Raw genomic sequence first — 18,696 nt, forward strand, 5'->3', positions numbered from 1 at the left:
ATTATGATAGTATAGAAGATAATCGAAGAGAGATTCTTTTCGTTTAAGTACTTATCAGGAGGTTTTAGGATGGCGACAAAACAATTACCAACTAGAGAAAGCTTACCAGTAGAAATGACGTGGGATTTAACGCCAATTTTTGCTGATGACCAAGCTTTTGATACGGCGTTTGCTGCTTTAAAAGAAGAATTAAAACAAGCTGATCATTATAAAGGTACCTTACAAGAAGGCGCAACCGCTTTTTTACAGGCATTGGAATTTTGCTTGGATATTTATCGTAAATTGGAAACGCTCTATGTTTATAGTCATTTAAAAAATGATCAAGACACGGGAAATACCGTTTACCAAGGTTTATATGCTCGTGCTAGTAGCCTGTTCGCAGAAGCAAGTGCGGCAGTTTCTTGGTTTGAACCAGAAGTTTTAACATTGTCAGATGAACAAATTTGGTCTTATTTTAATCAAGAACCAAAATTAGCCATTTATCGTCACTATATTAAACAAATGGTAGACAACCGCGCCCATGTCCTACCAGCCGAACAAGAGGAATTACTAGCTGGCTCAAGTGAAATCTTCGGTGCCGCTGATGATATTTTTTCAGTTTTAAATAATGCAGATTTAGTTTTTCCTACAATTGAAGGTAGCGATGGTGAAAAAATTCAACTTTCCCATGGTGTATATGGTCAATTAATGGAGTCAACGGATCCTGCTGTTCGTAAAGCGGCTTTTGAAGGCCTGTATAGTGTTTATAAACAATTTCGTAATACATTTGCTCAAACATTGAGTTCTCATGTAAAAGGACATAATTTTAAAGCAAAAGTGCGAAAATACGCTTCAGCAAGAGAAGCTTCCCTTAGCAATAATCATATTCCAGAAAGCGTCTATGACACATTAGTAGAAGTAGTCAATCAACACCTGCCATTACTCCATCGTTATGTCGCACTACGAAAAAAATTATTAGCAACTGACACACTGCATATGTATGATATGTATACACCAATTTTAGGTGAAGCACCGATTCAATATACGTATGAAGAAGCGGTAGAGAAAGCTAAAGAAGCATTAAAAATTATGGGACCAGAATATAATGACATTGTGGCAAAAGCTTTTAGTAGTCGCTGGATTGATGTAATTGAAAATAAAGGAAAACGTAGTGGCGCGTATTCTTCTGGGGCCTATGATACTGCACCTTATATTTTAATGAATTGGCATGATACACTGGATCAACTATTTACTTTAGTCCATGAAATGGGACATAGTGTTCACAGCTATTTCACGCGTAGTAACCAGCCCTTTGTTTATGGGGATTACTCTATTTTCTTAGCAGAAATCGCCTCAACTACAAATGAAAATATTCTAACAGAATATTTATTAGAAACAGAAAAAGATCCAAAAGTACGGGCATATATTTTGAATCATTATTTAGACGGTTTTAAAGGAACGATTTTCCGGCAAACACAATTTGCTGAATTTGAACATTTTATTCATACTGAAGATGCTAAAGGTATTCCTTTGACTAGCGAATATTTAAGTGATTATTATGGAAAATTAAATGCAAAATATTATGGTCCTGAAGTAGAAGAAGATGAAGAAATAAAACTAGAGTGGTCCCGTATTCCACATTTTTACTATAATTATTATGTCTATCAATACGCGACTGGTTTTTCTGCGGCTTCTTCTTTAGCTAAGAAAATATTAGCCAAAGAAGATGGTGCATTAGATCATTACTTAAATTACTTAAAAGCAGGAAATAGCGACTATCCAATTGAAGTGATGAAAAAAGCTGGCGTTGATATGACAAAAGCGGACTATATTGAAGATGCGATGAAGATGTTTGAACAACGCTTGACTGAATTAGAAGCTTTAGTTGAAAAATTATAAAATATAAGCGTAAAAAAAGACTTGGATAAAACCAAGTCTTTTTTACATTAATTTCAAATGTTTACTGTCGTGGGAGATACGTCGTTCATTTTTTCGTTGCAAGTAGCCATCGATATGGAAAATTTGGTAATTTTCTTTGTCGACCTGACAAAGGCGAGGAATATCAGCTAAAGCTTCTTCTCCTTCTAATAAAACACCATAATCTCTTTCGCAAGCATAATTGTAAACTACAGCTGAAGGATGGGTGGTAATGCCCATTTCCCGAGCGGTATTTTGATCTTCTTGAAATAATGTTTTGACCAAGTCGCTGCGACGATCTTCTTCAAACATTTCCAAATCACCACCAACTGCCTCAACTAAAGAAAGAACGAGTTCTTGTGTGTATTCTTTTTTCTTACACGCTACTTCTTCTTGCATCTGCATTAAAAATTTCCGCGCTTTTTTCTTGCCTTGTAGTTGGAGAGCTTTGGCGTCTAAAGCAGCGGCGTAGGTGTTTTCAAAAAGTTTATTGCGGGCGTCAATGTCATGTTTTGGGATGTTGTAACGCTTCATCACGTCAGTTATCGTTTGCATATTAACCAAAGGCATCAGCCGAAATTGGATTTTTTGTTCTGATGTTTGTACGAAATTCAGCAGGCGCTTTTCTGAACTTAAACAGATGGCCCCTAAAGGATTGACAAACAAATAAATTTCAATCACCTAAATCTCCTCCAACAATTTGAGTCGTTTCTAGCTACTTCAACTTAGCAGAAACGTAGAAAAAATGAAAATAAACAGTTTTTAGCTTTGCACTTTTTTAAGACTCCGGCTAATTTTATTTTCAGCAGGCAGATAAGGAAGGTTCAATTCTTCTAATAATTGATCAAAAGCTGCCTTACCTGTTTTTATATCTTTTACTTCTAATTCTAATTCAAAATCATGACCACTTTTGCCATAAAAACTTTCATCTAGAGCTAGTAAACCAGCGTTAATTGGAAACTCAGCACGTTTTGTCGTAAGCTGACTAATGATATGTAACTGCGTAATCGCAACATCTAAAGTGGCTAATTTTTTTTCGACAGGTCCATCTTTAGGGACTTGTTGTAGTTTTACGTAATTTTGCGCCTCAGTTGGGGTTAATCTTTCAGTTGTTTCTAAGAGGCCTTCTTTTTGAGGTGTTTTTAATGTTACTTCAGCATATTCAGGCAAGAGACGGATTCTTAAACCGGCATTTGCCTTTTTTAATTTTTTATCTGGTGTATCAAAATAGCAATTTGTTTGCTGTGTGATATTTTCAGCTGTAACGTGATAGTACGTCATAATACGTTTGAAATCACGAGCGCTTACCATTGTTTTAAATTCAATCTCAGTTGATTGACTCATAATAATCCCTCACTAGTTTACGTGTTCAACTGCGAAACTGCAAGTTTAAGCCTGGGAAAAATGACAATCTTTTAATCAGAAAACGGGGAATTGCAAAAAATTGATAAAATTTAGCAAAACATGATAAAAAAGCGGTTTAATTCTAATTTTAAAAGAGGATTCCGAACTTTTAGACTTACAGGGGTTCAATTTGTTCACGTCTATAATTTATCGATTTCCTATTTTGCCATAAAATGACAATATACGCAATTTATACGCTAGAATAGTTGGAATATTTTTTCAATTTGAAGAGATAAAGATTTATGCCGGTTTATGGTAAAATGACAATGGTATGTATTAAAGAAAATTGAGGGATGATTATGGATCGAGATTGGGATAAATTTTTAGCACCTTATGAGCAAACCGTATCAGAGTTAAAAGTAAAATTGCGGGGAATTCGCAAACAATTTCGCGAACAAAATCAACATGTACCCATTGAATTTGTGACTGGACGGGTAAAACCGGTAGAAAGTATTATTACGAAAAGTCAGATACGTCATATTCCGATGGAACGATTGGAAGAAGAAATGTCTGATATTGCGGGATTAAGAATTATGTGTCAATTTGTGGAAGATATTCACCAAGTTGTGCAATTATTGCGTAACCGCAAAGATATGAAAGTGATTATTGAAAGAGATTATATTACGAATAAAAAAGCTAGTGGTTATCGTTCTTACCACCTAGTGATTGAATATCCGGTTCAATTAGTAAATGGTGAAAAAATTATTTTAGCAGAAATTCAAATTCGAACGCTCGCAATGAATTTTTGGGCAACGATTGAACATTCTTTAAATTATAAATATCAAGGGGCTTTTCCCGAAGAAATGAAAATTCGCCTACAGCGTGCAGCAGAAGCGGCGTATCAACTCGATGAAGAAATGTCAACAATCCGGGAAGAAATTCAAGAAGCGCAACGTTTGTTTTCTCACGGCCGGGGCAAATCAGATGATAGTTATTATCAAGCTTCGATTGATCGGGAGGAGACGTAATGCCATTAAAAGTTGCTATCGTTTCAAATCACGGTCTTCAGTCGGAAAAAACCGAGCGCCAGTTGCGCAAGTTGCTGGCTGAAAATGAGATTACAATTGATCAAGGACATCCTGAAATTGTCCTTTCTATTGGCGGCGATGGGACCTTACTTTCAGCGTTTCATCGCTATAATCATTTACTAGACCAAGTGAGTTTTTTAGGGGTTCACACTGGCCACTTGGGTTTTTATACTGATTGGCGTGATTATGAAATACCAGAACTTGTAGCCAGTCTAAAAGAAAATCGAGGTCAAAGTATTAGCTACCCATTACTAGATATTCGAATTGAATATCAAGATGATAAACCAGCAAAGCACTTTTTGGCGTTAAATGAATCGACAATTAAACGGGGCAATCGTACGATGGTTGCGGATGTTTATTTAAAAGGAGAACTTTTTGAACGTTTTAGAGGCGATGGGCTATCCATTTCAACGCCAACTGGTTCAACAGCCTACAATAAAAGTGTCGGAGGTGCTGTTTTACATCCCAGTATTAACGCAATTCAATTAGCGGAAATTGCTTCTTTAAATAATCGTGTGTTTAGAACATTAGGTTCACCTTTAGTGATTTCTGCTGATGAATGGATGGAAATACGCCTACAAGATAGTAACGACTATATGATTACTGTCGATCAATTAGATATTCAAAAAGATCATATTAAAGCAGTTTATTACAAGATTGCCAGTGAGCGAATTCACTTTGCTTCTTTTCGGCATATGGATTTTTGGCACCGAGTAAAAGATGCTTTTATTGGAGAAGATTAGACCTTTATGAAATTTACGTATCATTATCAAAAAGAGACCACCCAGCAGTTAAAATATTTTTTAAAAGAGCAGGGCATTTCAAAAGGGTTATTGGCAAAAATTAAGTTTCAAGGCGGCTTAATTTTAGTCAATGATAAACGGGAAAATGTCTTGTATTCTTTGCGGCCAAATGATAGGGTTACTATTGTCGTGCCGGATGAAAAAGAACATGAAACAATGCTTGTAGACAAAACACCCATTGCTATTGTTTATGAAGACGAGCATCTTTTAATCGTCAATAAACCAGCGGGAGTTGCTTCAATTCCAGCGCAATATCATCCCAATGGCACGATGGCAAATCGCGTGAAGTATTATTATAAGTCAAAAAATTATAAAGATCAGGTCATACATGTGGTTACTCGTTTAGATCGGGATACTACTGGGTTGATGTTGTTTGCTAAACACGGTTTTGCTCATGCCCAGTTAGATCGCCAGTTGCGCCAAAAGGAAGTCGAAAAAAGATACCAAGCACTCGTTTCCGGCAACATTGACCAGCTAGCAGATCACGGTATGATTACATTGCCGATTACGCGGGATTTAAGTTCTTTATTAAAACGTAAAGTTGCCAAAGATGGGCAAATGGCGCAAACGGAATATTGGTTGTTGAAACATAACGCGAATATAGCGTTAGTGGATATTAAACTTCATACCGGCCGAACCCATCAAATTCGCGTGCATTTTAGTGGTATCGGCTCTCCTTTATTAGGTGATGACTTATATGGCGGTCTGATGACTGCTGGTATTACGCGCCAGGCGTTACATTGTTATAAGTTATCATTTAATCATCCTTTTAGTGGTGAACGGTTAACTTTTACCTTAGCTTTACCTGAAGATATGACACAGGTAGTTCAAAATATTTAAGAATGCGTGGTGAGTGTGAGTGGATGAAAATTTAGAACTGGAAGAACGCTTTGCTGAATTAAAACAGGCTTTACTTGAAGATGACATGCAAAGGTTCAGAGAACCTTTCTTAGAAATGCACATATACGAACAGGGGCAGTTCTATCAGTCCCTCACCAGTGAAGAACGCCATCGCATGTATGGCTATTTGTCGCCAAAAGAGTTGGCGGATATGTTTGATGTAATTGAAGAAGATGACGAACATATGACTGATTATCTGTTTGAAATGCGTCCAGGGTATGCCGCTGCTATGTTAGCGGAAATGTATACCGATAACGCAGTTGACTTATTAAATACGCTTGATAAAAAGGCGGTCAATAAATATTTAAGTCTAATGGATAAAGAAGATGCCAGTGAAATTAAAGAACTACTTCATTATGAAGATGATACCGCTGGTTCGATTATGACGACTGAGTTTGTCTCGATTGTTGCCAATCAAACAGTACGTTCTGCTATGTATGTGTTGAAAAATGAAGCAGATGTAGCAGAAACGATTTATTATATTTATGTGGTCGATCAAGAAAATCATTTAGTGGGTGTTATTTCATTAAGAGATTTAATTATTAATGAAGATGATACTATGATTCAAGATGTAATGAGTGAACGGGTGATTTCAGTCCATGTAGGCGATGACCAAGAAGACGTGGCCCAAACGTTTCGGGATTATGATTTTTTGGCATTACCTGTTACAGATTATGATGATCATTTATTAGGGATCGTTACAGTCGATGATATTATTGATGTCATTGATGATGAAGCAGCAAGTGATTATTCAGGTTTAGCTGGGGTCAATGTTGAAGAGGTTTCTGAAAACCCGGTGAAGGCTGCTAGTAGACGATTACCGTGGTTAATCACGTTATTATTTTTGGGGATGGCCACAGCCACCTTAATTTCTCATTACGAAGAGCTGGTGAGTGAAGCGAGTATTTTGGCGGTTTTTATTTCACTTATTACAGGAACTGCCGGTAATGCTGGTACTCAATCTTTAGCCGTTGCAGTAAGACGCTTAGCGATAAATGACGATAAAGAAAATAGTTTTGTTAAAACCGTTGTAAGTGAAATTTTAACCGGTTTGGTGACCGGATTTATTACGGGGTTAACTATTTTTATCATTGTTGCCATCTGGAAACACAATCCAATTCTTGGTTTTGTCATCGGGATGGCCATGATGTGTGCCATTACGGTCGCTAATTTAGCTGGTAGTTTTATTCCAATGTTAATGGATAAACTAGGTTTTGATCCCGCTGTTGCAAGTGGACCATTTATTACGACTTTAAGTGATTTAACTAGTGTCTTGATTTATTTTAATATTGCTAGTCTTTTTATGCAGTATTTCATTGCTTAAAAAACCCAAACGAAAGTATCACTTTTATTTTTCCAGTTTACAGTGGGAAAAGTAAAGGATATGATCGTTTGGGTATTTTTTATAGTAGCTATAGTGATTTTTGTCTTACAGAGCCAAATGGGTCGTATCGCTTTTTATTACTCTAAAAAGCGTCGTTTATAAGCTTCATATTCTTCTGGTGTAATCAGTCCTTCGTCTAGTGCTTTTTTACGTTCCTTTAACTTTTCAAAATTTGTTTCGGTTGTTAATGGGACGCTGTTTGTAGCAGTAGACTCTTGTCGCATTTGACGAGCACGTTTGGCGCTAGTAATCCCATCCATTACGCCATCTTGCATGTCGCTTTTACTATCTTCTAATAATTTGGCGATGGCAAAAACGGTTTTTTTAGTCCAAAAAATACTAAAAACTTCACGAAAGCTCTCAATTCGAACTGAACCCCAAAAAATGCGTGTATTAGGATTAATAGTATTAATATTGTTCAAAGGGATACTTTTATAATCGTGGTTAAAAGGTACCCAGCGTGCAAAAATAAGACGGCCGGCATCTGTAATCGCATAGGCATGAAATCCTTTGCAATCAAAGTAACGCACTTTTCCTGTTTGTTGGGCTCTAATTCGCTCTTCAAAATCCTGCTGATCTTCGCCAGTTAAGGGTTTAAAATTTTCAAGGTCTTCGGGATGATGACGCCCGATAAAACTTGCAATCACTTCCTCATCTTTTCCTAAGGCGGCTTCGATTAGGCTAAAGTGCTTGCGTTGTAACCAACCACCCAAAAATGGCGTAATATTCTGACCTAATTTATGGTTACGGGCATAGGCGTACATGGCATCAGCTTTTTTCATAGGCACTCCTTTCTAGCTTTGAACGATGTTTTATTCTTTATAACGTAGTGTAAAAAATTGTCCTTTAACTAAGACGTACAATTTTTGTTCCGTGCGCTTCATTAACGCCTAAAGTTGTTACAACTTCATCTACATTATCTGCGGTAATACCAGCTCCGGGTAAAATGATAATGCGACCATTGGCATACGCAATTAACTCTTGTAAGTAAGAAAGATTTTCTGAAATTGGTGTTCCACTAGGGCCACCATGGGTTAAAATACGGTCAACACCATGAGCAACTAACCAATCAATGGCTTCAAATTGGCGATCTTTTACAATGGCATCAAAGGCCATATGAAAGGTAATTTGTAATCCTTCAGCAGTCTCAATCAATAATTCTAAAGCTTCTTCATCAAGCCAACCACTAGGCGTTAAGCAGCCAAATACGACGCCGTCTGTTCCCATTTTTTTTGCCTCGATTAAATCAGTATGCATAATTTTTAATTCAGTGTCATTGTAAATAAAATCGCCACCTCTTGGACGAATCATGGTCATCACCGGAATGTTTTTTTCGCCAGCATAACTAAGTGTTTCTTCGATTACACCAGTACTTGGTGTGGTGCCTCCTACGGCTAAATTGTCACATAGTTCAATTCGTTTAGCTCCAGCGTGAATCGCAGCAGGAATATTTGTAAAATTTTCGGCACAAAATTCTTTAATCATAATGGTCTCCTTTTATAAATTAATCTGAAACAAGAGCGAGTTTGTTTTCATGTAGTATTTTATCACAGCCTTGTGTTAAAGTAGAGTAGCGAAAAACGACAGTAGCTATTAGCTAGAGGAAAGTAAGCGAGGAAATAGTATGTTGAAAAAAATTGACTGGGGTAAACAATTTGTGGCAAAAAATAGTCATTTATTTTTATGCCCCTTATGCCAAAGCCAAATGAGTGCCTCACCGGCAGGGCTGGTCTGCCAAATGGGACATCGATTTGATGTTTCAAAAAAAGGTACGTTGTATTTTCTTAAAAAAAATATTCAAAGTGGCTATGACCGTAAACTGTTTACCGCCAGACGGCAGTTAATAAAAGCTGGCATGTATGATGGTTTATTACAAAAGATTCGGGAATATATTCCAGCAAATACGACAGTTTTAGATGTGGGTTGTGGGGAAGGTAGTTTTTTTAATAATCTTGCAATGGAAAAAAATCTTACCGGTATTGGATTTGATATCGCGAAAGATGGAGTTTATCTGGCCACAGAGCAACCAGAACCTTTATTTTGGTGCGTTGCAGATTTAACGCGCTTACCTTTTGGACCGCAAGTTTTTGATTGTGTTTTGAATTTATTTACCCCTTCAAATTATAGTGAATTTAAACGTGTTTTAAAGCCAGATGGTACCCTTATCAAAGTGGTTCCCCGTAGTGGTTATCTAAAAGAATTGCGACAAGCTTTTTATCCCGATGACAAAAAGAAGCAACATTATGAAAATATGGAAGTTATTCAACATTTTAAAGAACAATTTAAGCTTTTAGAACACCATGAAATAACGTATAGCTTTGATGTTCCGGTAGAAAATCAACTTGCCTTGTTAGAGATGTCTCCTTTAGAGTGGGGCGTTTCGGTAACACAAAAAGAGCAAGTTGCTCAAAAACCATTAAATAAAATTACAATTGATTTAGATTTGCTAATTGGAAAAGAAAATTGAAACTTTTGTGACTTTTTTCGGATAAAATTGTTGCATTATTTATATAAGAGTGATATATTACAAACAAGTCATTTTTCATTGGTTTTTATCAGGTTCCTGTTCTGATAAAAGTTAGTGAAAAGAACTTCACTAACGTAGCGACTCGCAGTGATTAACACCGAGCCGATACGTTCTTTTTTTGCACTTTTTTACAAATATATTTACTGAAAGTGCTATAGTAAGAGAGAATAATCGTTTTTTTATAAAGCGTAAATAAATTGGAAACTAAAAGGAGTAATAAAGTTGAATCATATTGTTTTATTTGAACCCCAAATTCCTGCCAATACTGGCAATATTGCGCGTACTTGCGCTGCCACCAACACACCACTACATTTAATTGAACCTTTAGGCTTTTCTACTGATGACAAGCACCTAAAACGAGCAGGTTTAGATTACTGGCATGATGTGAATATTACTTATCACAAAGATTTGGCGTCATTTTTGGATTATTTAGGTGAGCGTCGTCTTTACTTAATCACAAAATTTGCCAACCAAGTTTACAGTGAAGTGGATTATACTGCTGATGAAGAAATTTTCTTAATGTTTGGTAAAGAAACAACCGGATTACCCGAAGAATTTATGCGGGAAAATGCGGAAAAATGTTTACGTATTCCAATGAACGATACCCACGTACGCTCGTTGAATCTGTCCAATACTGCGGCTTTAGTTATTTACGAAGCATTACGGCAGCAAGGATTTCCTGACATGGAATTAAGTCACCACTACGAAAATGATAAATTAGATTAAATTTTACCTACTCACAATTAAAGGAGCTTTTGTCATGGAGTTATATTTTACCCGTCATGGTAAAACTATGTGGAATAATGAACGACGTTTTCAAGGTGCAAAAGGAGATTCGCCATTACTTGCAGAGAGTTTAGCCGAGATAAAATTATTGGGGCAACAGTTAAAAGATATTCCGTTTGAAAAAATATATGCCAGTACGGCCCCTAGAGCGATGAAAACTGCACAAGGGATTTTGGCGCAGTTACGTTATAAACCTGAAATTATTTATAATGATGGGTTAAAAGAACTTGGTTTAGGAGAGTTAGAAGGACAGCTGATTGATGAAATGTCTCAGCGTTATCCAGTGGAATTGCACAATTTGCGTCATCATTTGGATCGTTATGACCCGAGTGTTTTTGGCGGAGAAAAAATTGAAGATGCTTTGGCACGCATTGAAACTGTTGTTTGTGATGCTGCGATGCAAAATAAGGGCCCGCTTTTATTTGTCGGCCATGGTGCCTCTTTAACTGCGGCTATTCAGTGGTTAGCAGGTAAGCCCCTTGCTGAATTACGAGAAATGGGTGGTTTAGTCAATAATAGTTTAAGCATTTTAACGACGAAAGAACCGGAAAATTTAACACCATTTGAATTAATTAAATGGAATGATGCGAGCTTTTTAGGCGATCAAAGTAGTTTAGACGCTTTATTATAGAAAGGAGCCGGTTTGGCATGGAAGAACGAAATTTTGTCAGCGGAACTGTCGCGGCAATCTTTTTTGAAAATCCCGGCAATTTTTATAAGGTTATGTTAATCGATATCGCAGAAACCAATACTGGATATAATGAACCTCAAATTGTGGTGACAGGTTCATTTGGTGATATTAGTGAAGACACTTTATATCAATTTTATGGTGACTTAGTGGAACATGCCCGCTATGGTCTGCAATTTCAAGTAGAGAGTTATTCTCAAAATCAACCGACTTCTGAAAATGGCTTGATTAATTATTTTGCCAGTGAAAAATTTCCCGGTGTAGGACCTAAAACGGCAGAAAAAATTGTGACTACATTAGGAGTAGATGCAATCAAAAAAATCGTCGCGGATGCTTCTGTTTTGGAAAGTATCGCCGGCTTAACTGAAAAGAAACAACAACAGATTGCTGAAATCGTTCGTGCCAACCAAGGAATGGATGAAATTGTCGTCGGATTGTCTCAATATGGTTTTGGTAGCCAACTTTCCTTTGCAATTTACCAGATGTATCATAGTCAGGCTTTGAGTATTATTGAAGAAAATCCGTATCAGTTGGTAGAAGACATTGATGGAATTGGCTTTAAAAAAGCGGATCAATTAGCGGAACAATTAGGTATTGCCGCTACGAGCGAAAAACGATTGCGGGCAGCTGTTTTACATCAAGTTTTTCAAAGTTCGCTCCAAAGCGGGGATACGTATATTGAAGCAGATCGGTTATTAGATGAAACGTTGCATCTTTTGGAAAAAAGTCGTCCGGTAGAAATTAATCCAGAACAACTAGCAGATGTGATTATTGCTTTGACCGAAGAAGATAAAATTCAACAAGAAGCAACACGCATGTATGAAAATAGTTTGTATTTTGCTGAAATTGGCATTGCAAGCTCAATTCAGCGCATGTTAAAACGCAAAAAAGAAATTAAGTATCCTGAAAAGACAATTGATAAAAAATTAGCCGCTTTAGAAAAAGACTTAGGCATCCAATATGGGACCTCTCAAATAGAAGCGATTAAGGCTGCTTTAGCTTCACCATTATTTATTTTAACAGGGGGCCCTGGAACAGGGAAAACGACGGTTATTAATGGCATCGTCCAATTATTTGCTGAATTAAATGATTTAAGCTTGGATCCGTTAGATTACACTCAAGAAGTCTTTCCTATTTTATTAGCTGCACCGACTGGACGGGCTGCAAAACGGATGAATGAAACAACGGGGCTGCCTAGTGGAACGATTCATCGTCTTTTAGGCTTAACAGGAAGAGAAAAAGCCGGTGAAATGGAAATCAATGAATTAGCTGGTGGCTTACTAATTGTCGATGAAATGTCAATGTTAGACACTTGGCTGGCCAATTCATTACTAAAAGCGATTCCTAACAATATGCAAGTTATTTTTGTTGGGGATAAAGATCAGCTTCCTTCTGTTGGTCCAGGTCAAGTCTTACATGATTTACTGGCGATTAAAGAAATTCCACAGCGGGAGCTGACAGATATTTATCGTCAAGGAGATGGCTCGACCATTATTTCTTTAGCCCATGAAATAAAAAATGGTCATCTTCCGGCTGATTTTACACAAAACAAAGCAGACCGTTCCTTTTTTCCTTGTCATGCCCAACAAATTGAACCTTTGATTGCTCAAATCGTAACCAAAGCCAAGGCAAAAGGATTTACCGCTCAGGATATTCAACTGTTAGCACCGATGTATCGGGGACCAGCTGGTATTGATGCATTAAATAAAATGATGCAAGAAATTTTTAACCCCAATGATGGCACAAAAAAAGAAGTTTCGTTTCACGACCAAGTTTATCGCATTGGAGACAAAGTTTTGCAGTTAGTGAATTCGCCAGAAGATAACGTCTTTAACGGTGATATGGGACAGATTGTCGGCATTATTTTAGCCAAAGACAGTGAAGATAAAGTGGATGAACTAGTTATTCAATTTGATGCAAATGAAGTCACGTATAAGCGTAATGATTGGCAAAAAATTACATTATCTTATTGTTGTTCCATTCATAAATCACAAGGTAGTGAATTTGAAATGGTCATTTTACCAATGGTCTATCAATACCAACGCATGTTACAGCGCAATTTACTTTATACCGCTGTTACCCGCAGTAAAGACAAATTAATCTTGTTAGGGGAAAGTCAAGCGTTTCAAACTTGTGTGGCAAATCAATCCGCGAATCGTTTAACGACTTTAACACAAAGGATAGAGGTCTTAACTACTTCTAAAGTGGCTGATTTAAGCATAACAGAACCAAGTGAAACAAATGAACCAAGTAAAACAAGTGAAAAAACTAAGACCGCTGTTTCAGCTGAAAATCAAAAACAACGCCAGCCCTTAACTTATGAAAGCGAAATTTCTTTAACCGCTGATGCTGTTAGTAAAACTCCAGCGAATGATTTAGTTGAAGAAAATGATACAACTAAGGAAAATTTAGCAGCAGATTTGCCGCTTCGTTTTATCTTAACTAAAAAAATGGTTCGGGAAAACGCCATTGATCCATTGATTGGAATGGAAGGGTTAAGCCCAATGGATTTTATGTAACTGCAAAAATTTTTGCTAGTAAATATAAACCGGTAAGACAAAATACGCAAACTATCTTTATGCCATTAAGGCTAAGGTAGTTTGCGTATTTTTATAGTTAAAATTTTATTCAGGATAATACCAAATCAGTTGAGGTTTAGTAGCAAAGGTAATATCAAAAGGACGAGAACCCATCACTTCGCCATCAGCTTGACCATATTCTGGCACCGTGGAAACGATGCGCAGTTTATGACCACTATAATGATGATAATGTTTTGAAGTCGTTAATTTATTGGTGATGAGGCGCACAATTAAGCCTAAAATTTTAATCATCGAAATTCTTTCCACTACCACCAAATCGAGATTATCTTTGCGAGCGTTAGCCATTGGGGCAATTGCCACTCCACCTCCAAAATATGGATGATTTGTGGTAGTACATAAAAAAGCTTTTTTAAATGTATGTTCTTCACCATTTACTTCTAATAAAATGGGAAATCCCTTTTGAGTAAACAAGACTTTTACAATTGAAGCAATATAGGCAAAAGAGCCAAGATTATATTTGTTTAAAGTCTTTTTGGTCAAAGAATCATTAGTAGCTGCGACAATGGCGGCATCTAAGCCAATCCCGACGTTGTTAATGACTAAGCCTTTTTCATTTTGAATTTTTTCATCATAGGTCAAAGTATTAATAATTTGTGGTTCTTTAGCCCGTTGAATTGCCCAAAAAGCTTTTTGCGGATCTTTTGGCAGTTTAATACCACGGGCAAAATCATTACCAGAACCCCCAGGAATATAACTCACAGGAAACTCTTTATTCATGCGATAAAATTGATTTAGAACTTGATGTAAGGTCCCATCGCCACCGATCACAACTAATAAAGGATAAAGTTTATCTTCATAAGCAGCTTTTATCTCATCGTTCCAACCGACTAAACGAGAAAGTGCCAGATCTTCTGCTATTTTGGCTTCGTGACCAGCATATTGGGTATAATGGCTTTCATAACTCATCTGTTGTTCCGCTAATAAATTTTGAATAATCTCACCGGTTTTTTTTCCATTGCCTTCACCAGAGACTTGATTAATCAAGAGTATGTAATGAAATTTCACAATTTTTTGCTCCTCTTTTACACTTAATGTTCCATATTTTAACAGAAAAAACTGAGGAGGGAAAAGAAAAAAGCGCACAAAAAAAGATCTAGTGAGTTTTTTTGTGAAGGTGTTGCTGTCTTTGTTGCTTTTTTGTCTACTTATTAAGGTTCTGATGTCCACTTAATAAATCTTAACTCACTAGACCCTATTCAATTAGTAAGGAGTAACTCAAATTCCCACATCCTTTAGCAATTTTTTAAGTCTCATAACAATTCTCTGTTGTGTAGAACCTACATCGTCTACGTTACTGGGAATTCCTATGACCCCTTACACCTATTTTATACCATATTTCAATAGGATTTGCAAGCGTTTTCTTTTAAGTGACTTCTGGATTGTGCTGTCATTTTTTCTTTTAATAAAAGCTAGTTTTATTGGTGAGTCTTTATTAAAAAAGACTGGTCAAATGTAAGTAATGCAGGTAAAATAGAACAAGTTGCAAATAATCTTAAAAAATTACTTGTAGCTATCGCGGTTCATCAACCATCCCGCGTCATCAAAACTCGGAGAAAGAAGGAAAAATTTGTGCAAATGAGTAAAAGTAACACCAATGTCAAAGTTTTGGCGGTAAATGCGGTTGTGGCGGCTTTATATGTGGCACTTTCTTTAGTTACCCCGTTTTCAGCCGGTCCGATTCAATTTCGGATTTCTGAAAGTTTAAATCACTTAGTCGTTTTTAACCGAAAATATTTATGGGGAATCTTTTTAGGTGTCATCATTTATAATGCGTTATTTGGTTATGGTATGATGGATGTCCTTTTTGGTGGAGGACAAACTCTACTGGCATTGACATTAACGAGTCTTTTGCAAAATAAAGTAAAAGATAAAAAGATTTTGTTAGGCTGCAATATTGCCTTTTTCACTTTTAGTATGTTTTTAATTGCTATTATGTTGCTGATTACGGCTGATTTGCCATTTTGGCCAACGTATTTAACAACGGCCATAAGTGAGTTAATTATTATGTCTATCTCTGCACCGATCATGCTGTGGTTAGACAATCGTCTGCACTTTACTAAACAACTATAAAAAATGACTTGGGAATCTTCCCAAGCCATTTTTTTATTCTGCGGCTGTTAAATCTTCTAATTCAACAACTTTGAAATTTTTACTTTCGAGATGACTAATAATTTTATCGCAAACAACTTTATCGGTTTTAGCAGGTAATGTGATGAGTGTTCGACGAATAAACTCATCTTTACCAATATCTAATGTGATACAGCTAGCAATGCTACTGTATTTTGCGATAATTTTACTAATTGCGGCTAAATCACCTTGTTTACCGGTTGAAGCAATTGTTAAAACGTAACTGCCTTGATCAACGCTCCAAGATTGCGATAACATATTCAATAGTGAGCTGTGGGTTAAAATACCATAAAATTCATTATTTTCGTTTAACACAGCAATATAAGGTAATTCTTTAATAGTGAAAAAGACTTTGAAAAAAGAAGAATTCACATAAATAAATTTTGTCGCATTTTTAAGCAAATGGGTGACAGGTAGATTCATATCGCCACCGTTTGCTTTATGACGATAAATATGCATTTTATAAATGTTTCCTCGGAAAATCTTTTCATTTTCATCTAGTATTGGCACACAACGGTAACCGGAATCTTCCAAAATTTCTAATGCCTCTGCTAATGTTGCTGTTTCTTTGACGGTGGTCAAATCTCTTTTTTTATACACCATGGTTTTTAGTAGCATAACAAACCCTCCATTATCTCCAATTTAACAAATTTATCATATCATATTCTTTCAAAAAAGACATAGCTGGTTAGCTTCATTGACAGTCAGAAAAAAACATGCTAAGTTAAAGTGTACTTTTGTAAACAAATCAGTCTATGAAATAGAAGCTGATATAAAAGTGTGATCAATTTGAAGGAGGCCATAAAGATGGGTGCGAAAAAAGCCGCTTTAGCCTGCTCCGTTTGCGGATCTCGTAACTACACAAAATCTGTGAGTGAAGGGAAAAAAGGCGAACGTTTGGAGATTAATAAATTCTGTAAATATTGCAATCAATATACATTGCATCGAGAAACCAAATAGGAGGCAGCAGGCATGAAATTTTTACGTAGTGTAGTAGATGAAATGAAAAATGTAACGTGGCCGACAAAGGCACAGTTACGCAAAGATACACTGGTTGTTATTGAAACATCTTTGATTTTTGCCGCCATGTTCTTTGTGATGGATACCGCAATCAAGAGTATCTTCGGCTGGATTTTAAAATAAATTAACTAGCTGAACAATGTAAAAAATGCTATAATAGCTAAGAAGAAAAAACTTCGGGCAACTGAGGTTTTTTTATTTTAGACAAAAGGAGCCAAACAAATGGAATCATTTGAAAGAAACTGGTATGTGCTACACACGTATTCTGGTTATGAAAACAAAGTCAAAGCAAATATTGAATCACGGGCACAAAGTATGGGTATGGGCGATTTTATTTTTCGTGTTGTTGTCCCAGAAGAAACTGAAAAAGAATTAAAGAACGGCAAAGAAAAAGAAGTTGTTCATAAAACTTTTCCAGGCTACGTCTTAGTGGAAATGGTTATGACTGATGAATCGTGGTATGTCGTGCGAAATACACCTGGTGTTACCGGTTTTGTCGGCTCACATGGTGCCGGAAGTAAACCTGCACCTTTACTACAAGAAGAAATCAATCATATTTTGCGTTCAATTGGTATGAGTACACGAACAAGTGATTTGGAAGTTAATGTTGGGGATACTGTTAAGATTATTGAAGGTGCCTTTGCTGGCTTAGAAGGCCAAGTGGCTGAAATCGATGATGAAAAACAAAAATTAAAAGTAAATATCGATATGTTTGGACGAGAAACAAGTACCGAATTAGATTTTGAACAAGTGGATAGTCTATCTTAATATCTTTAAACTTTTGAGGCTGTGACATGGCTATGTCACAGTCTTTTTTTTGTAAAAATCTTTTTTTGTGAGAGGATGACGATATAATTAATTCTGGTTTTACTTTCTATATGGTTATAACCAGTTAAAAGTTGAAAAAAATACCTGATAAATTATGAAATTTGTTTTTTATTTTAAAGAGAAAAGCTTAAATTTACTTATTTTATCAGATTTACCGCTGCTATTTTAAAGTTCAAATTTTTTCTTGACATAAAATGTTAGCGCTTTTATAATTGGTTTGTGGTTACTACCAGATGAGTAACGTTTTAATTTGAAGGAGGCGATAAAATGATTGGTTGTTTATTAACTGGTCATGGTTCATTTGCACCGGGGCTTTATGGGGCTTTAAAGATGATCGCAGGTGAGCCGGATTTTTTTGAAGTCGTAGCTTTTACTGATGGTGAAAATATCGATGATTTTGAAATGAGGATTAAAAATGCTATAAAAACACTAAGCGCTACTTGTGAAGGCGTTTTGGTTTTCAGTGATTTACTTGGTGGTTCACCATTTAAAACAGCTATGATTGCAGCGCAAGACTTTGAAAATGTTGAAGTTGTAGCTGGTGCCAATTTGCCAATGTTAATCGAAACAATTGGGTTACGTTATGCCAGCACAGATTTAGCACAATTAGTAGAAGATGCTGTAACTGCAGGTCAGACTGGTGTGGTACATCCACAATTAGTTCTTCATGAAGAAGATGATGTAGAAGAAGAAGGGATTTAGCTT

Annotated in this window: 20 protein-coding genes; 14 read left to right on the forward strand and 6 right to left on the reverse strand. The window is 36.4% G+C overall.

The annotated features are described in order from the left end of the window. The first annotated feature begins 69 nt into the window (after positions 1-69). On the forward strand, positions 70-1,878 hold the full coding sequence (gene pepF, locus RU96_RS05340; protein WP_071864503.1) for an oligoendopeptidase F: 1,809 nt from the start codon (positions 70-72) through the stop codon (positions 1,876-1,878). 42 nt (positions 1,879-1,920) lie between these two features. On the opposite strand, the gene RU96_RS05345 is transcribed toward pepF, so the two are convergent. Next, the gene (locus RU96_RS05345; protein WP_071864504.1) at positions 1,921-2,577 is read right to left on the reverse strand and encodes a DsbA family protein; all 657 of its coding nucleotides are present in this window, start codon (positions 2,575-2,577) and stop codon (positions 1,921-1,923) included. 81 nt (positions 2,578-2,658) lie between these two features. Next, positions 2,659-3,240 (reverse strand): CYTH domain-containing protein, encoded by a 582-nt coding sequence (locus tag RU96_RS05350; protein ID WP_071864505.1) that lies wholly within the window; start codon positions 3,238-3,240, stop codon positions 2,659-2,661. A gap of 359 nt (positions 3,241-3,599) precedes the next feature. Between RU96_RS05350 and yjbM the strand changes: the two genes are divergently transcribed. Genes yjbM through mgtE form a run of 4 tightly spaced genes read left to right on the forward strand, consistent with a single transcriptional unit; the run spans position 3,600 to position 7,355 of the window. Further along, the gene (gene yjbM, locus RU96_RS05355) at positions 3,600-4,268 is read left to right on the forward strand and encodes a GTP diphosphokinase (protein WP_071864506.1); all 669 of its coding nucleotides are present in this window, start codon (positions 3,600-3,602) and stop codon (positions 4,266-4,268) included. Beyond that, positions 4,268-5,071: an NAD kinase gene (locus RU96_RS05360; RefSeq protein WP_071864507.1), complete on the forward strand. Its 804-nt coding sequence runs from the start codon at positions 4,268-4,270 to the stop codon at positions 5,069-5,071. Before yjbM ends, RU96_RS05360 begins: the two co-directional genes overlap by 1 nt. Before the next feature lie 6 nt (positions 5,072-5,077). Beyond that, complete coding sequence (locus tag RU96_RS05365) at positions 5,078-5,971, forward strand: RluA family pseudouridine synthase (RefSeq protein WP_071864508.1); 894 nt, start codon at positions 5,078-5,080, stop codon at positions 5,969-5,971. A gap of 19 nt (positions 5,972-5,990) precedes the next feature. Continuing rightward, complete coding sequence (mgtE, locus tag RU96_RS05370) at positions 5,991-7,355, forward strand: magnesium transporter (protein WP_071864509.1); 1,365 nt, start codon at positions 5,991-5,993, stop codon at positions 7,353-7,355. 137 nt (positions 7,356-7,492) lie between these two features. Here the strand turns inward: mgtE and RU96_RS05375 are convergent, their stop codons facing one another. Both RU96_RS05375 and RU96_RS05380 read right to left on the reverse strand, forming a co-directional pair. After that, on the reverse strand, positions 7,493-8,197 hold the full coding sequence (locus tag RU96_RS05375) for a hypothetical protein (RefSeq protein ID WP_071864510.1): 705 nt from the start codon (positions 8,195-8,197) through the stop codon (positions 7,493-7,495). 64 nt (positions 8,198-8,261) lie between these two features. Beyond that, complete coding sequence (locus RU96_RS05380) at positions 8,262-8,900, reverse strand: copper homeostasis protein CutC (RefSeq protein WP_071864511.1); 639 nt, start codon at positions 8,898-8,900, stop codon at positions 8,262-8,264. Positions 8,901-9,039: 139 nt separating this feature from the next. Between RU96_RS05380 and RU96_RS05385 the strand changes: the two genes are divergently transcribed. The 4 genes from RU96_RS05385 to recD2 all read left to right on the forward strand — a co-directional run bounded on the left by RU96_RS05385 (position 9,040) and on the right by recD2 (position 13,935). Then, positions 9,040-9,882 (forward strand): methyltransferase domain-containing protein, encoded by an 843-nt coding sequence (locus RU96_RS05385; RefSeq protein ID WP_071864512.1) that lies wholly within the window; start codon positions 9,040-9,042, stop codon positions 9,880-9,882. Positions 9,883-10,164: 282 nt separating this feature from the next. Further along, positions 10,165-10,668: a tRNA (uridine(34)/cytosine(34)/5-carboxymethylaminomethyluridine(34)-2'-O)-methyltransferase TrmL gene (trmL, locus tag RU96_RS05390; RefSeq protein WP_071864513.1), complete on the forward strand. Its 504-nt coding sequence runs from the start codon at positions 10,165-10,167 to the stop codon at positions 10,666-10,668. 34 nt (positions 10,669-10,702) lie between these two features. Then, entirely contained in the window at positions 10,703-11,359 is a 657-nt protein-coding gene (locus tag RU96_RS05395) for a histidine phosphatase family protein (RefSeq protein WP_071864514.1), read from the forward strand. Positions 11,360-11,376: 17 nt separating this feature from the next. Beyond that, on the forward strand, positions 11,377-13,935 hold the full coding sequence (gene recD2, locus RU96_RS05400; protein ID WP_071864515.1) for an SF1B family DNA helicase RecD2: 2,559 nt from the start codon (positions 11,377-11,379) through the stop codon (positions 13,933-13,935). A 105-nt stretch (positions 13,936-14,040) separates the two neighbouring features. Here the strand turns inward: recD2 and RU96_RS05405 are convergent, their stop codons facing one another. After that, positions 14,041-15,021 (reverse strand): diacylglycerol/lipid kinase family protein, encoded by a 981-nt coding sequence (locus RU96_RS05405; RefSeq protein WP_071864516.1) that lies wholly within the window; start codon positions 15,019-15,021, stop codon positions 14,041-14,043. A gap of 570 nt (positions 15,022-15,591) precedes the next feature. Here RU96_RS05405 and RU96_RS05410 point away from each other — a divergent pair. Then, positions 15,592-16,086: a QueT transporter family protein gene (locus RU96_RS05410; RefSeq protein ID WP_071864564.1), complete on the forward strand. Its 495-nt coding sequence runs from the start codon at positions 15,592-15,594 to the stop codon at positions 16,084-16,086. A gap of 33 nt (positions 16,087-16,119) precedes the next feature. Here RU96_RS05410 and cbpA read toward each other — a convergent pair whose 3' ends face one another. Beyond that, a complete protein-coding gene (gene cbpA, locus RU96_RS05415; protein WP_071864517.1) occupies positions 16,120-16,761 on the reverse strand; it encodes a cyclic di-AMP binding protein CbpA in 642 nt (213 codons plus the stop codon). 189 nt (positions 16,762-16,950) lie between these two features. Between cbpA and rpmG the strand changes: the two genes are divergently transcribed. The 4 genes from rpmG to RU96_RS05435 all read left to right on the forward strand — a co-directional run bounded on the left by rpmG (position 16,951) and on the right by RU96_RS05435 (position 18,693). After that, positions 16,951-17,103: a 50S ribosomal protein L33 gene (gene rpmG, locus RU96_RS05420; RefSeq protein ID WP_016171295.1), complete on the forward strand. Its 153-nt coding sequence runs from the start codon at positions 16,951-16,953 to the stop codon at positions 17,101-17,103. 12 nt (positions 17,104-17,115) lie between these two features. After that, complete coding sequence (gene secE / locus RU96_RS05425) at positions 17,116-17,286, forward strand: preprotein translocase subunit SecE (RefSeq protein ID WP_071864518.1); 171 nt, start codon at positions 17,116-17,118, stop codon at positions 17,284-17,286. A 99-nt stretch (positions 17,287-17,385) separates the two neighbouring features. After that, the gene (gene nusG, locus RU96_RS05430) at positions 17,386-17,931 is read left to right on the forward strand and encodes a transcription termination/antitermination protein NusG (protein WP_071864519.1); all 546 of its coding nucleotides are present in this window, start codon (positions 17,386-17,388) and stop codon (positions 17,929-17,931) included. A 327-nt stretch (positions 17,932-18,258) separates the two neighbouring features. Beyond that, complete coding sequence (locus RU96_RS05435; protein WP_071864520.1) at positions 18,259-18,693, forward strand: PTS sugar transporter subunit IIA; 435 nt, start codon at positions 18,259-18,261, stop codon at positions 18,691-18,693. Positions 18,694-18,696 lie beyond the last annotated feature (3 nt).

The sequence above is a fragment of the Enterococcus canintestini genome (assembly GCF_001885735.1).
Classification (GTDB): Bacteria; Bacillota; Bacilli; order Lactobacillales; family Enterococcaceae; genus Enterococcus_C; species Enterococcus_C canintestini.

Coding starts and splice junctions, on each gene's coding strand:
- RU96_RS05375 (WP_071864510.1), bottom strand. CDS start 8,197: ATGAAAAAAGCTGATGCCATGTACGCCTATGCCCGTAACCATAAATTA.
- cbpA (WP_071864517.1), bottom strand. CDS start 16,761: ATGCTACTAAAAACCATGGTGTATAAAAAAAGAGATTTGACCACCGTC.
- RU96_RS05360 (WP_071864507.1), top strand. CDS start 4,268: ATGCCATTAAAAGTTGCTATCGTTTCAAATCACGGTCTTCAGTCGGAA.
- nusG (WP_071864519.1), top strand. CDS start 17,386: ATGGAATCATTTGAAAGAAACTGGTATGTGCTACACACGTATTCTGGT.
- RU96_RS05385 (WP_071864512.1), top strand. CDS start 9,040: ATGTTGAAAAAAATTGACTGGGGTAAACAATTTGTGGCAAAAAATAGT.
- recD2 (WP_071864515.1), top strand. CDS start 11,377: ATGGAAGAACGAAATTTTGTCAGCGGAACTGTCGCGGCAATCTTTTTT.
- secE (WP_071864518.1), top strand. CDS start 17,116: ATGAAATTTTTACGTAGTGTAGTAGATGAAATGAAAAATGTAACGTGG.
- RU96_RS05350 (WP_071864505.1), bottom strand. CDS start 3,240: ATGAGTCAATCAACTGAGATTGAATTTAAAACAATGGTAAGCGCTCGT.
- pepF (WP_071864503.1), top strand. CDS start 70: ATGGCGACAAAACAATTACCAACTAGAGAAAGCTTACCAGTAGAAATG.
- RU96_RS05435 (WP_071864520.1), top strand. CDS start 18,259: ATGATTGGTTGTTTATTAACTGGTCATGGTTCATTTGCACCGGGGCTT.
- yjbM (WP_071864506.1), top strand. CDS start 3,600: ATGGATCGAGATTGGGATAAATTTTTAGCACCTTATGAGCAAACCGTA.
- RU96_RS05380 (WP_071864511.1), bottom strand. CDS start 8,900: ATGATTAAAGAATTTTGTGCCGAAAATTTTACAAATATTCCTGCTGCG.
- rpmG (WP_016171295.1), top strand. CDS start 16,951: ATGGGTGCGAAAAAAGCCGCTTTAGCCTGCTCCGTTTGCGGATCTCGT.
- RU96_RS05410 (WP_071864564.1), top strand. CDS start 15,592: ATGAGTAAAAGTAACACCAATGTCAAAGTTTTGGCGGTAAATGCGGTT.
- RU96_RS05365 (WP_071864508.1), top strand. CDS start 5,078: ATGAAATTTACGTATCATTATCAAAAAGAGACCACCCAGCAGTTAAAA.
- RU96_RS05395 (WP_071864514.1), top strand. CDS start 10,703: ATGGAGTTATATTTTACCCGTCATGGTAAAACTATGTGGAATAATGAA.